The following is a 13,518-nucleotide window of genomic DNA, read 5'->3' as shown; positions in this document are numbered from 1 at the left end:
TTCAGTCACGATAATCGAGATAGGTTTCGTTCAGCACGGTCATGCCGTGCTGACGAAGCCACTTTTCCGCTGCTTGATAATCTTCAGAATGCTGTGCGACAAGTTGCCAAAAGCGCGCGCTATGGTTGAATTCTTGCAAGTGACACAACTCATGAATCACCACATTCCGCACCACCCACTCTGGCGCCAACCACAGCTTCCACGAAAACTTTAATTCGCCCTTGCGGGTGCAATGCCCCCACTTGCTCGAGAAGTGCCCGACACCCCAGCTCTGTGGGCGTAACACATGGTCGTGTGGCCACTCATTGACAAAAAAAGCATCCAACCAAGCCTGCGCGTGGTGCTGATACCATTGACGAATCATGCCGCGCGGTTCTTTTTGTGGATTAGCACGCGGCGTCACCGTGACTTGCAAACTATTAGCCACACGCCGACAGCTTTTGCGGGTATGGGTTTGCACCACCAAAGTGAGTGGCTCGCCAAGCCAACGCAAACGCTCACCGGACTGCCAACGACGCACCCTAAAGTCGGCAAGTTGCTGCTGTTGACGCGACAAATGCTTGTTGATCCAATCGTGTTTAGCCGCAACAAAGGCCTGAATGCGGCGCTCTGACAAATGCCAAGGCGCCCTAATTTCAACTTGCCCGTCACGAATTTTGATCGCAAGCGTCCGTCTGCGCTTACTACGATAGATTGGATAGATAGCCGTCATCGGTTATTTCAGCTCGCCTGAGACCTTGGTTGCATTGCAGACTGTGTGGTTTTAGGTAATCATACAGCCCGCCTACTTTTTAAAAATTACGTTTTTCACAGATTAGCATGTAACAGGAGTACAACGCATGACTCGACATTACGATTATTTAGCGATTGGTGCTGGCAGTGGTGGCATTGCCTCCGCCAATCGTGCAGCCATTCGCGGCGCTAAGGCGGCAGTGATTGAAGCCAAGGCTGTCGGTGGTACCTGTGTCAATGTCGGCTGTGTTCCGAAAAAAGTCATGTGGTATGGCGCGCACATCGCCGAAGCTTTGAAATACAGCGAAGCCTACGGTTTTAAGCTTGAGCAAACCGGTTTCAGTTGGAAAACGCTGGTGGACAATCGCGAAGCCTATATTGAGCGTATTCACGGCGGTTATCAACGTGGTTTCGAGAGCAACGGTGTGGACTACATCGAGGGGTTTGCTCGGTTCGTGGATAAAAACACGGTTGAAGTGAATGGTGAACACATTACCGCAGACCATATCACCATTGCTGTGGGCGCTCGGCCGATTATCCCGACGTGCGAAGGTGCTGAGTACGGGATTGATTCTGATGGTTTCTTCGCATTAGAAGAGCGCCCCAACAAAGCAGTGGTGGTCGGCGCCGGCTATATTGCTGTGGAAATTGCCGGCGTGCTCCATGCATTGGGTACTGACGCGCATTTATTGGTGCGTCGCGACCGTCCGTTGCGGTATTTCGATGAGGACATTACCAATGCCCTACTCGAACGCTTAGCGCAAGACGGTCCGACCCTACACACGCACGCGAGTGTTGCCAAAGTGGTTAAGAATGACGATGGCTTACTGACGGTGCACACCGAAGGCGGCGACGTGATTGAAGGTGTTGATTGCTTGGTCTGGGCCATTGGTCGTGAACCTGCAACAGATAAAATCAATCTGGAAGCAGCTGGTGTCGAAGCTGACCCGGTTGGTTTTATTCGCACCGATAAGTACCAAAACACCAATGTGAAAGGTATTTATGCGGTGGGTGATATCACTGGCGAAGCGCAATTAACGCCGGTAGCGATCAAAGCTGGACGACTACTCGCCGAACGCCTGTTTAACCCAGAACTGCCAGACGCACATATGGATTACAGCCAAATCCCCACCATCGTCTTTAGCCATCCGCCGATTGGCACGGTCGGTCTGACAGAAGTCGAAGCGGTTGCTAAATATGGTGATGGCAATGTCAAAGTCTATCGCTCGAAATTCGCGGCCATGTACAATGCAGTCACGCCACATCGGGCTTTAAGCACCTTTAAACTGGTGTGTGTTGGCGACGAAGAAAAAGTGGTCGGGATGCATGGTATCGGTGAAGGCATGGACGAGATCCTTCAAGGTTTTGCGGTAGCGATGAAAATGGGCGCAACTAAAGCAGACTTCGACGCTACTGTGGCATTGCACCCCACTAGCGCCGAAGAATTCGTTACCTTACGTTAATTACTCACTCGCAAGCTGAAAGGCCAGGGCAACCTTATGCCCTGCGCCAGCATGCTCTGGGTGGTAACGCCATTTCTGCAAAGCTGCTACCGCAGCCTCATCAAACACGCCTTGAGGCTGCGATTCCACAACTTCGACATCGCTGACTTTACCATCAGTGGTGATACTAAAGCTCAGTGTGACTTGCCCTTCGATGCCTTGCTCTGCAGCAGTTGTTGGGTAGCTAGGATTGATCCGAACAATCGGCGTAGCTTCACTTTGCTGACTGTTTGCGGCTATTACTGGCGCTTGCCATGCACCGACGACGGCCAAACTCACCAAAGTCGCGCAAACCATAGGCAAATAACGCAAGCGTTGTGGTTGTTTCAATAGTTGTATCCGTTCTTTCATAGTGTTGTATGCTCCATAGCGATAAAGATTGGGGTTGTACTGCGGCCCCAGTTGAGTCGTAGCCGCTACCTGTAATAACGCCTGCGCATAACTTGCCCGCTGTCTAGGTGCTGCATCAGCTAACACCTGGGCATCACAAGCGAGTTCTTGATCACGGCGGAATCTGCGGTAACACAACCAAGCTACTGGATGAAACCAAAAGACTGCACAAACAAAGTAAGCAAGTAAGTTGGCGCTAGTATCTGCGCGCAACCAATGCTGCTGCTCGTGCATGAGAATAAGATGACGTTGCTGTGCACTGAAACGTTGCGCAAAGTCACGTGGTAGCAACAGCGTCGGCCGCAGAATCCCTGTCATTGCTGGGCTCTCGCCTCGCGGCGTACGCACCACCCGCAAGCGTCCTAGCTGCCATTTTGGCTGCAACAGAGGCCAGCGAGACACCAACCAGGCCAATGCTAATGTCACGCCCACAAGCCAACTTACGACCAGCCAACTACTGTGATTTTGCATCGCCATTTGCTGTACTTGCTGCTGTGCTTCAACGACCCACAGCCAAGCAGCGCTGTTGACCTGTTGTTGCGGCCAGAAGTTTGCAAGAACCAGCAGCATGAGCGACATGGGTAGCACTAACCACAAACTGTAGAGCGTGACTGCACCCAGTTGTTGCAACAGCCAACGATGGCTAACGAGTCGCAGCGTACCTATTACAGCAATGACAATAGTCCCGTTAAGTAGCCATTCAAACATCGTTTTGCTCCTGCTCCAGTTGCGCCACCAAAGCCTTGAGTTCAGCAATATCATCTTTACTCAGCTGCTCAGCGGCGGCGAAGGTCGCGACTAAGGGCGTGACCTTGCCCGCGAACAAACGCTGAACAAAGCTTTGTCCGGCATGCAATTGATAATCAGATTCGGCAATAGTGGGTTGGTAGAGGTAGGCGCGGCCCTGTTGCTCGAAACTTAAGGCTCCTTTTTGCACCAGACGATTGAGCAGCGTTTTGATAGTTTTGGCTTGCCAATCCTGCGTCTGTTGCAAACGCGTGACAATGTCAGCGGCAGGAAGCGGAGCTTCATGCCACAGCACTTTCATGACAGCCAATTCGGCATTGCTAATTTCAATCATAAGACACCTTTCGATTACGTTTGTAATCAAAAAGATTACACATGTAATCTAAACTGTCAAATTTTACTTAGACTTTTTTCGTGGGGCGCTCAGCGGCACGCGCGTCAATGGTGAGGGAAACGATACGCGACAGATGGCTATAGGGCAGACCGGTTTCGTCATGCCATTGATTGAACCAGTGTTGCGCTTGCTGCAAACCTTTTTTACTCGTTGGCGAGGCCTCCAGCAACCGATGATTACGTAATGCGGTCACGACATCGCTGGATAAAATAAAGCCGTCCCAGCCAATGCGACGCAGGAAAAATTGCGGTGTTGCGCCAGCAAGCCGCGCACCATGTTCCTTGAAGTGCTGCAATAGACCGAATTGGTCGGCACTCGGCCATTGCGCCAAAAACTTACCAAAACTACCGTGGCTCTCGCTCGCTTCGACAATCATGCGGGCATTGACCGGTACTGTTTCTATTTTTTGCCAATTACGCACTATGCGCTGATCATCGGCAAGCTGCTCAAGTCGCTCGGGCGGCACTTGCTGCCAGTACAGCGGTACGAAGCCGCTAAACGCCTCTTCAAAGCCCGGCCATTTCGCGTCAATGATGCGCCAAACAAAGCCCGCACGAAAAATGCCACGGGTGATTTCAGCTAGAAAAAAGGCATCTGATTGCTGCTCAAGCCAGCCTACGGGAGCCAACTTTGGCAGTCGTTCCTGCACTCCCTTTTCACCTTTGCGTGCTACGGCGCGGTCGTAAAAGTAACTAAATTTCATGCTCTAGCCCCCGAGTTTGGCATGACGAAAACTAGCGGCATACCAGTCTTTTATGCTATTTTTGCACGGTCTTTTTCTATTAGCGAGTTGCAATGCTATTACTCATCGTTTTTGCTGTAATTGCCGTAGGCGTGTCCTTTCTGTGCTCGATACTTGAAGCGGCACTGTTATCGATTACGCCAAGTTATATCGCGCAGTTGAAATCCGACCGCCCCAAGTTACATCAGCAATTACAGAAGCTCAAAGATACTATTGATCGACCACTTGCTGCGATTCTCACACTTAATACGATTGCGCACACCGCGGGTGCTGCTGGGGTTGGCGCGCAAGTCGGCGTGGTATTTGGTGACGGCTACCTAGCGATTACGTCAGCAGTAATGACCGTGCTCATACTCGTGCTTTCTGAAATCATTCCAAAAACTATCGGCGCAAAATTTTGGCGTTCTTTGGCACCGGTGTTACCACCGCTGCTGAATTTTATGATCATCTCCTTAAAACCATTTATCTGGTTATCTGACCAAATCACTAAACGCATCGGTGGAAATGCACACGATATCGACATACGCTCAGAAATCAAAGCATTAGCCATTGTCGGTCACGAACAAGATGCCATCGATGATGACGAAAAGCGGGTGATTAGCAACATTTTGGATCTGCACGCGATTAAAGTGAGCAAAGCAATGACACCACGTATGGTGTGTGAAGCGGTACACCCAGATAGTACCGTTGCTGAGTTTCTGGAACAGGTCAAATCGATGCCTTATTCGCGCTTTCCGGTGATCGATCAAGACGAAGTGCCGCACGGCCTTATCTTGCGCAATGAAGCTTTAGAATCCCATCGCCACGAAAAAGTCAGCAATTTGCTGCGTGAAGTTGAAGTCGTCAGCCCCAGTATTGACCTTGAAAGCCTACTTACGCGCTTTCTGGAAACCCGTCAGCACATGGCAGTGGTGTTCGACGAACATGGCACTTGGATGGGGTTGATTACTCTTGAGGATATTATCGAAACTATTCTTGGTCAGCCTATTATGGATGAAACCGATACCATTCCGAGCCTGCGCCGCTATGCGAAACAGCGCTGGGGCAAAAGGATAAAAACTGAAGACGCTTAATTATGCAGCATAGCGCATCCTTGCAATCAGAACATTCAGTCCGTCATCAGAGCACCCTGCTTCGTGCGGTGCTCCGCATCATGCTGGTATTTTCATTGCTGATTGGTGCGCTCAATGTTTTCGTTTTTAATGCCTATTTAATAGCTAGCTTTAACTTCATCAGCTTTGCTGCCGCAGCTCTGCTGTTGCTGTATTTCAACGACGAGGCGAAGCTCAATAGAACGTCCTGGTTGGCTTGTTTAGCTGTCATTTTTAATGTAGTGATGTTTATCAATATCGCTGAAGGGCAGAACTACTCGGTGTTATGGGTGATGATTGTACCGCCGATTGTGTTTTTCCTGTTGGGTCGTCGCATGGGTGCGTTACTCAGTGCGCTGTTGTTTGCCTACACTGTCTATTTTATCGCGCAGCAAATTGACCGCCCCCAACCCGAAACTCTAGGGCTTGGCGCCGTGCTCAATGTGCTCGAAGTTTGCGTCGCTCTATGGTTTATTTACCGCTTTTACGAAGGCTCACGCGAAACCGCTTACCGCGAGCTTAAACTGCAATCGATTACCGACAAACTCACCTCCCTTTATAACCGCAGCCACCTTGACACGCTGCTTAGCGATCTGCAGGTACGCATGCAAAGCGGTGCCTTAAAACGAGCCTGTATCGTTATCATCGACATCGACCACTTCAAAGAAATCAACGATCAATTTGGTCATATTCAAGGGGATAAGATCTTACAAAACGCCGCACGCCAATTGCGTGAATTCACTCGAGAGCGCGCATTGATTGGCCGTTGGGGCGGTGAAGAGTTCTTATTAATCCTCCCGAATTTCACCCTCACAGAGGCACGCGATTATTGCGAACAATTACGTAAAGGCATCGCTGCAACCAAACACTTTCAAAATCTCACGCTGACCATGAGTTTTGGTGTCGCTGACTACAACCCGAATAAATCCATCGAACAGGCACTGATTCAAGCCGACCGCGCGCTTTATTGCGCCAAGGAAAACGGTCGCAATCGCGTTGAACTAGCAACTGCATAAATTTTGTTACAAAGCAGTTCTGGGAATTACGCATAAATCATCCACTTCTGGTCCTCTTCGCTCTAAACTGCCAAGTACTTAAAACCGTTTAATACCTTTGCAAAATTAGGGAACAGACATGAAGAAACTCTTACTCAGTAGTGCGATTAGTCTCGCATTGCTCAGCGGTTGTGGTACTGCCACCACTGAAGCGCCAACGACCGCTGTTGAACAGCCCGCTAAAGCCGCCGACGCGACTGCTGTTATCAAGTCCCCCAATGATGACCGCAGTTACAAAACGATTGTGTTACCGAACGAACTTGAAGTGATGCTGATTTCGGATCCAACCACAGAAAAGTCAGCAGCATCGTTAAGTGTTGGCGTCGGTTTGTTACAAGACCCGATGACGCAACAAGGAATGGCGCACTACCTCGAACACATGTTGTTCTTGGGTACCGAAAACTATCCTGATACCAAAGGTTATTCGACCTTTATGTCAGCCAATGGCGGATCGCAAAATGCATACACTTGGTTGGACATTACCAATTATATGTTTAGCGTGAATAACAACGCGGTCGATGAAGCCCTAGCGCGCTTTTCGGACTTTTTCAAAGCACCGATGTTGTATCCCGAGTACACCGATAAAGAGAAGAATGCAGTTAACGCAGAATGGTCAATGCGCCGCGAAATGGACTTCTTCGGTCAATTCAAATTGGCACGCAACCTGCTTGGCGAACACCCTGCGAATCGTTTCTTGATTGGTAATCTCGAATCACTGGGCGACAAAGAAGGCAGCGAATTACATGCAGAAACCGTCGCTTTCTACGAGCGTTATTACTCGGCCAATATTATGAAGGTCGCGCTGATTGGTAATCAGTCTTTAGCTGAACTCGAGCAGCTGGCGATCAAACACTTTAGCTCTATCGAAAACAAAGAAATCGCAGAACCTGCGGTGACCACGGCTATCGATTTTGCCGAGGTTGGCGGTAAGCGTATTCACTATGTGCCGAACCAAGACGTTAAACAGTTACGTCTGGAATTCATTATCGATGACAACAGCGACCAGTTCGCGGTCAAACCAAATGAATTCATCACCTACCTCATTGGCTCAGAAATGCCAGGCGCACCTGCCTATGAGTTGAAGAATTTGGGTCTTATTTCCAGCCTCAATGCTTCAGCCAGCCCAACTTATTACGGTAACTACGGTACCTTGCAAATTGAAGTCAACTTGACCGATGCGGGCATGCAGCAACGCGAAATGATTACCGCCGCGTTAATGCAATACATTGATCTGATAAAGCAGCAAGGCGTTGACGAAAAGTATTACAACGAAATTAAAACCAGTTTGGATAATCAATTCCGCTTCTTACAGAAGTCTGATGAATTTGGTTACGTGTCCAACTTAGCCGAAGCGATGCAGAATGTGCCAGCCACTATGGCCATTGCCGCTCCGTATCACTACGAACGCTTCGATGCTGAGGCCATTAATGCCGTGCTTGAGCAGCTCACCCCAGAACGCTTACGCGTCTGGTATGTAAGTAAGCAAGAGCCGAGCGATAGCGAGCTCTATTACTATGATGGCAAGTATCAAGTCGTCGACATTAGCGCCGAAGAGCAAGCGAGCTGGAATAACGATTTACCACTGGCGATGAACTTACCTGCAGTTAACCGCATGTTGCCAGAGAACTTTGATATCGTTGCCGACGCTTCACGTACCATGCCAGAAGTTGTGGTCGAAAACGATGCGTTAACCATTTGGCACTACCCGTCACAAGAGTTTGCTGACCAACCACGCGGCGTACTCGAAATCAGCATGAACAGTGCAGCACCATTGCAGTCGGTCGAAGCGGACGTGTTGTTAGGTTTGTGGCGTGATCTCTATACCCTGCAAAATAGCGCATTAGCAACTGAAGCCGGGATCGCCGGTATGCAAATGCGTTTGTCATCGGGTACAGGATTGTCATTGCGCGTTGGCGGTTTCACCGATAAACAGCCGCAGTTACTTGAGCAAGCGCTCGATGGCTTAGCCATTACCGTTGAACCACAAGCCTTTGCACAAGCAGTCGACCGCATGGTGCGTGGTTTGCGCAACCAGGGTAAGCAGTTCCCGTTCTACCAAGCATTCGGTGCCTACAATCGCCTGTTGCGCGAAGGTAACTACGATATCGAGAATCTGATTGCGACCGCCCAAGGGCTCAGCGCAGACGACTTGACGGCCTTTATTCCTGAATTTTTAGGCAGTAATCATGTCCGTGTCTTTGCCTTCGGTAACTACGATCAAGCCACGCTAACGACCGTTGCGGAAGAAATCACGCAGGCGCTGCCGAGTGACCGCGACGTCACTGAGTATGTTCGTGCAGGTGCTTGGTTACCTGAAGCTGGCCAGCGTATCGTAGTGCAGCAAGATATTGACGTTGCTGACGTCGGTCTGGTCGATGCACACGTCAACCTGACGCCAGGCTTTGCGACGCAAGCAGCCGGCACTATCTTGCAAGAGCACCTCAGCACCATTGCGTTTGACCGCTTGCGCACTGAGGAACAGCTTGCCTACGCCGTCGGTGCAAGCAGCAGTAAGCTCGAAGAGTACACCGCTTTCGTGCTCTACATCCAAACCCCGGTTAAAGGTGTTGCGGATATGCAGGAGCGTTTCGATGCGTTTAAAGTCGAATATGAAGCCGAGCTCAATGAGCTTAGCCAAGAAGAGTTTGAACAGCTGAAAACCAGCACACTCGTAACGCTAAAAGAGCCACCGAAGAACTTGCAAGACGAGTTGGGGCCAATCATCTCCGATTGGTATCGTGAAAATTACGACTACGATAGCCGCCAACAGCTCATCACGGCAGTTGAGAATGTAACGCTGGAAGATGTGAAACAGTTCTACTGGGATACACTTCGTAATGATGAAGCGCCGCGTGTGAGCGTGCAAATGCGCGGTACTAAGTTTGTCGATCAGCCTTTCGCTGACTTTGCAGAACAAACACTGGTAGAAAGCCTAAGCGATTTTCATCAAGCGATGAAAAAGCAGTAATTAACTCTCCTTCCTGTGTCGGGAGCAGCGTTGGGAACAGTATTTTACCTGTTCCCAATCGCGCTCCCATTTTTTTCGCCAACTAAAAGGTCGCTGACACACCGGACAGATTTTACTCGGTAAATTCGGTTTACGATGTGCCATACCTACTCTTAATCGATACTGCTCGCGTCACGCGCCTTTTTACTCGGTTGTGCAACAGGTTGCTTCACCGGCCGTGCCGGCTGTTGCCGCATCACTGGCTGCTGTTGCTTCATTTGCACTGGCTGACGTGCTACTGGCGCTGGCTGACGTACCACTGGTGCTGGCTGCTGACGCATTACCGGCTCTTTGCGCTCAAATCGCGGCTGTTGGCGCACCACGCGTGGTTCCGGTTTGGCGCGGACAGGCTGTTGGCGCATCACCGGCTCTTTGCGCTCGCGTTCATAGACTGGCTGCTGACGCACATCACCACGGATGGGCTTCTGCTCAACCTCACCCGCGTATTTGCGGGTTGGCGTCTCGCTACGGCGCATAATCGGTTGCGCTTCAGCTTCTAGTAGGCGACGGCGAATTTCCACTTGCGGTGGGCGCTCACGCTCAACTGGTGCACCGACCACGCGATCATCGGGGTCACTATAGCGCGGCGGATTGCGTACCAAGTCTGGGTGGCGGTAATCAACATTGCGACGGTGCCGCGGATCATGGCGCCAGCGTTCACCATCGCGTGGATGCGGCCGATAGCGACGGTCCCACCGATCACGACGATCACGCTCATAATAATGGTGATGATGCACCACGACATGGCGGCTCGGCCAATAAAAATCACTAAAGAAATACCAGCTTGGTACGTGATACGAAAATGACCAACGAATGCCGGAGCCAATACTGACCGTTAAACCGGGACGTGACCAATACACCGGCATACTGTGATGCCACCAAGGTCCGTAGACATAGCGGGCATCGTATACGGGTACATAGACATATTCAGTGCGCACCGTTTCAATGCGAATTTGCTGCGGCTCGCGCACCACTTTGATGTCATCATCACCGCGCAAGTTACCGGCCACATACGCTCGGTCTCGGAGTAACTGAATACTAGCCAAAACATCTTCTTGCTGCGCGATAAAGGCTTCACCAACCGCTTGCGTCCATTCAAGGTCTTCACTCATGCGACGCACTACGTCGGGGGTTGCAACTAGAGCCTTGACACTCGGATCCCAAGCTTCTTCATCCGCAGCTGCCAATGCTTGCTCGGGCGATAAGTGCTCACGTTTGCTCAGCCAACGTTCAGCTTGTACAACTTCCAAGGGGTAAGTTGCGGCAATCAGAATATGTGACAGTAAGCTGTCTGGATAGAGCGCAATAGGTGCAAGCAAGCTATCAAGCTCGGCTTGTTCATAAGTGCCATAAGCTGCACTGGTGCGATGACGGTCAGGTTCGGCATGTGCAGTATTCATCGCTGTACAGCCAACTGAGCTTGCTAAAGCTAAGCCAATAACACTTAGCTGCAGCAGAGGCAATTTTGCCTTGCGTTTAGATTTCATTATCAAGCCTCCGTTTGGCGGGTAGTTTGACTACCTGTACAAGTATAGACGGTAGCGGCGGCTATTTCGTGACCCAATTAATGTAAAGATGCAGAAAAGAAAACACCGCCTGCTGGCGGTGTTTCGTTTGAAATTGCGCTTCAATTACTGAATACCTAGCTCTTTCAGCAGATTATCGGCACCATCTACATGTTCCATTTGCCACAACATGAAACGGCTATCGACCTGAATCGAGCGCGTATTGTCGATATTGAAATCCCAATCCGAAATAATCGAATCCAAGGTACCATCGAACGCTAAACCAACTAACTCAGCGTTGCCATTCAATACTGCGGATCCAGAGTTGCCACCGGTAATATCGAGGGTTGCAAGGTAATTCACCGGCACCGAATCTAAGCTTTCAACGTAATAATCGCCATAGTCTTTGGCTGCGATAGCATCAAGCTGCGCTTGTGGCGCATTGAACTCACCTTCACCCGTCGCTTTTTGCTGAATCCCGCGCAGTGTCGTAAATGCGGTCCATGCAGTACCATCGTAGGTGCCGTGGTCACGCCCGGTAACGTTACCGTAGGTCACGCGCAACGTACTGTTGGCATCTGGATACACAGCTTCGCCTTGCTCACGCATAAAGGCAATTTTTGCACGCATGTAGTTCGCGTACGCTTGTTGAATTTGCCCAGCCAGCTCTTCCGCTTCATCTTCCTGTGCTTGCTGCTCTGGGTAGAGTTTCACTGCCGCTTGCACGAATACATCTTGATGATCGGCAAACTGACTTGGCGTTGCTGCTAATAACTCATTGCGCGTATCCAATTCAGTCAAAGCGGTATTCGCATACCAGCTGTTAATCAATTCACGCAGCTCGGCATCGCTCATTTGCGCTGCTAAACCCAATGCCGCATCGAACTCAGCATCGCGTTGCTCGGCTGGAACTTGTAAATAGTTCTTCAGATTGTAGAAATCCAACGCCATTTCGACTTCTGCATCGAAGCTACGATCCATACCCGCTACATAAGCTTGGTAACGCGGTAAATCACGTTCTTGATAGCCGACTTCGCGTTCTGCGTCAGGCTTCGCTTGCTCTTGGCTCAATTTGTACAGCACTTGTGCCATACCGAGCAGACGTGGTGTTGCCAGCGAGCGATAATAACTTTCACGGTCTTCAGCTTGGCTTTGTGCCAAGAGCTGCTCGATCGCGGCTAAATCTGCGGCATAGGCTTCGCGATTTTCATCGCTGCTATTCACCCACGCGGTAAGCGCTTGGTGCTCAGCTTGCTTACGTTCGAGCAAATCGGTGTTGGCATAACTATCCAACATGCCTTGACGGTTCTTCAGGTAGTTGTTCAACCCTGCGACACGACTTGCATACTTCAATTCTGCGTCTTTATCTTCAGCAGTTTGCTCGGCGATGATAGCTAAGTTGTCTTGAAAGCGCTCAACCAATTGCGGATAGCTCCACTCAAAAGTGTTCTCTACTTCGCTTGGTAAACGATGGCGGTTAGTGCGCCCCGGATAGCCAATTGCCATCACAAAATCACCCTCGTTGAGCGGCTCTTGTGCAATTTTCAAATGAAAATCTGGCTGATAAGGTACGTTCTCTTCTGAGAATTCTGCTGACTCGCCTTCTGGGCTGACATACGCGCGATAAAACGCATAATCACCGGTATGGCGCGGCCACATCCAGTTGTCTGTATCACCACCAAACTTACCAACACCTTCGGCTGGTGCGTGCACCAAACGCACGTCTTTAATTTCTAGCTGCTTGATGAGGTAGTATTCCAGACCACCGTAAAACGAAGAGACGCTGCAACGATGGCCAGCGTCTTGTTCACACTCGGCAACAATGGTTTTGTACGCGTTTTCGATAGCATCGACTCGCGCCTTACCCTCGAGTTGCGCCGTCGCATCGTCAATCACTCGGTCAGTGACGTTCTCAACGGCCTTGGTCACATAAATGCGCGAACCTGGCGATGCTGAAACTTCATCTTCAAGACTTGTGGCAAGAAAGCCGTTCGCCAATAAGTCATTCTCAGGTGTAGAGTTATACGCGATGCTGCCGTACACACAGTGGTGATTGGTCACAACTAGGCCCTGCGGTGACACAAATGACGCCGAACAGCCGCCAAGGCTCACCACGGCACCCATCGGAAATTCTGTCAATTGGGTCAGTTCACTTGGATCAAGCCGCAAGCCAGCAGCTTTAAGTTTGTCAGCAATTTCCGGCAGCTGTTGTGGCATCCACATGCCTTCGTCGGCCGCAGCCATAGAGCTGAATAGGGCCAGCGCGATTAGTGATTTTTTCATGTTAGGACTCGTTGTTAGAATAGTTTGATTACTGTTAACTAGGTTGCTTCATCATTGCTTTGTCGCGGCA

General features: G+C 50.3%; 11 protein-coding genes. 4 read left to right on the top strand and 7 right to left on the bottom strand.

The features are described from left to right. Position 1 precedes the first annotated feature (1 nt). Positions 2-712, bottom strand: coding sequence for a M48 family metallopeptidase (locus IDAT_RS04290; RefSeq protein WP_034731000.1), 711 nt, complete (start codon positions 710-712; stop codon positions 2-4). Between the two features lie 127 nt (positions 713-839). On the opposite strand from IDAT_RS04290, the gene gorA reads away from it, so the two are divergent. Next, on the top strand, positions 840-2,195 hold the full coding sequence (gorA, locus tag IDAT_RS04285) for a glutathione-disulfide reductase (protein WP_034730999.1): 1,356 nt from the start codon (positions 840-842) through the stop codon (positions 2,193-2,195). Here gorA and IDAT_RS04280 read toward each other — a convergent pair whose 3' ends face one another. The 3 genes from IDAT_RS04280 to IDAT_RS04270 form a co-directional block, all read right to left on the bottom strand. Beyond that, positions 2,196-3,332 carry a M56 family metallopeptidase gene (locus IDAT_RS04280; protein ID WP_034730997.1) on the bottom strand — a complete coding sequence of 379 codons (1,137 nt, stop codon included), beginning with the start codon at positions 3,330-3,332 and terminating at the stop codon, positions 2,196-2,198. Further along, positions 3,325-3,705: a BlaI/MecI/CopY family transcriptional regulator gene (locus tag IDAT_RS04275; RefSeq protein WP_034730996.1), complete on the bottom strand. Its 381-nt coding sequence runs from the start codon at positions 3,703-3,705 to the stop codon at positions 3,325-3,327. Before IDAT_RS04275 ends, IDAT_RS04280 begins: the two co-directional genes overlap by 8 nt. Before the next feature lie 67 nt (positions 3,706-3,772). Beyond that, a complete protein-coding gene (locus tag IDAT_RS04270) occupies positions 3,773-4,468 on the bottom strand; it encodes a DNA-3-methyladenine glycosylase I (protein WP_034730994.1) in 696 nt (231 codons plus the stop codon). Between the two features lie 92 nt (positions 4,469-4,560). On the opposite strand from IDAT_RS04270, the gene IDAT_RS04265 reads away from it, so the two are divergent. The 3 genes from IDAT_RS04265 (at position 4,561) to IDAT_RS04255 (ending at position 9,621) form a co-directional block, all read left to right on the top strand. Next, complete coding sequence (locus IDAT_RS04265) at positions 4,561-5,580, top strand: CNNM domain-containing protein (protein ID WP_034730992.1); 1,020 nt, start codon at positions 4,561-4,563, stop codon at positions 5,578-5,580. 2 nt (positions 5,581-5,582) lie between these two features. After that, positions 5,583-6,614: a GGDEF domain-containing protein gene (locus IDAT_RS04260; RefSeq protein WP_034730990.1), complete on the top strand. Its 1,032-nt coding sequence runs from the start codon at positions 5,583-5,585 to the stop codon at positions 6,612-6,614. 118 nt (positions 6,615-6,732) lie between these two features. After that, positions 6,733-9,621 (top strand): insulinase family protein, encoded by a 2,889-nt coding sequence (locus IDAT_RS04255; protein ID WP_034730987.1) that lies wholly within the window; start codon positions 6,733-6,735, stop codon positions 9,619-9,621. Here the strand turns inward: IDAT_RS04255 and IDAT_RS13120 are convergent, their stop codons facing one another. The 3 genes from IDAT_RS13120 to IDAT_RS04245 form a co-directional block, all read right to left on the bottom strand. Next, entirely contained in the window at positions 9,622-9,765 is a 144-nt protein-coding gene (locus IDAT_RS13120) for a DUF2256 domain-containing protein (protein ID WP_081909752.1), read from the bottom strand. Between the two features lie 8 nt (positions 9,766-9,773). Next, on the bottom strand, positions 9,774-11,147 hold the full coding sequence (locus IDAT_RS12970; protein WP_051986580.1) for a DUF3300 domain-containing protein: 1,374 nt from the start codon (positions 11,145-11,147) through the stop codon (positions 9,774-9,776). 144 nt (positions 11,148-11,291) lie between these two features. Next, on the bottom strand, positions 11,292-13,448 hold the full coding sequence (locus IDAT_RS04245; protein ID WP_034730984.1) for a S46 family peptidase: 2,157 nt from the start codon (positions 13,446-13,448) through the stop codon (positions 11,292-11,294). Positions 13,449-13,518 lie beyond the last annotated feature (70 nt).

Origin of the sequence: Pseudidiomarina atlantica (genome assembly GCF_000753735.1) — a bacterium.
In the GTDB taxonomy this organism is placed as follows: domain Bacteria; phylum Pseudomonadota; class Gammaproteobacteria; order Enterobacterales; family Alteromonadaceae; genus Pseudidiomarina; species Pseudidiomarina atlantica.
This window is presented reverse-complemented; position numbering and strand designations above follow the sequence as displayed.

Coding starts and splice junctions, on each gene's coding strand:
- IDAT_RS04290 (WP_034731000.1), bottom strand. CDS start 712: ATGACGGCTATCTATCCAATCTATCGTAGTAAGCGCAGACGGACGCTT.
- IDAT_RS12970 (WP_051986580.1), bottom strand. CDS start 11,147: ATGAAATCTAAACGCAAGGCAAAATTGCCTCTGCTGCAGCTAAGTGTT.
- IDAT_RS04270 (WP_034730994.1), bottom strand. CDS start 4,468: ATGAAATTTAGTTACTTTTACGACCGCGCCGTAGCACGCAAAGGTGAA.
- IDAT_RS04265 (WP_034730992.1), top strand. CDS start 4,561: ATGCTATTACTCATCGTTTTTGCTGTAATTGCCGTAGGCGTGTCCTTT.
- gorA (WP_034730999.1), top strand. CDS start 840: ATGACTCGACATTACGATTATTTAGCGATTGGTGCTGGCAGTGGTGGC.
- IDAT_RS04275 (WP_034730996.1), bottom strand. CDS start 3,705: ATGATTGAAATTAGCAATGCCGAATTGGCTGTCATGAAAGTGCTGTGG.
- IDAT_RS04255 (WP_034730987.1), top strand. CDS start 6,733: ATGAAGAAACTCTTACTCAGTAGTGCGATTAGTCTCGCATTGCTCAGC.
- IDAT_RS04280 (WP_034730997.1), bottom strand. CDS start 3,332: ATGTTTGAATGGCTACTTAACGGGACTATTGTCATTGCTGTAATAGGT.
- IDAT_RS13120 (WP_081909752.1), bottom strand. CDS start 9,765: ATGGCACATCGTAAACCGAATTTACCGAGTAAAATCTGTCCGGTGTGT.
- IDAT_RS04260 (WP_034730990.1), top strand. CDS start 5,583: ATGCAGCATAGCGCATCCTTGCAATCAGAACATTCAGTCCGTCATCAG.
- IDAT_RS04245 (WP_034730984.1), bottom strand. CDS start 13,448: ATGAAAAAATCACTAATCGCGCTGGCCCTATTCAGCTCTATGGCTGCG.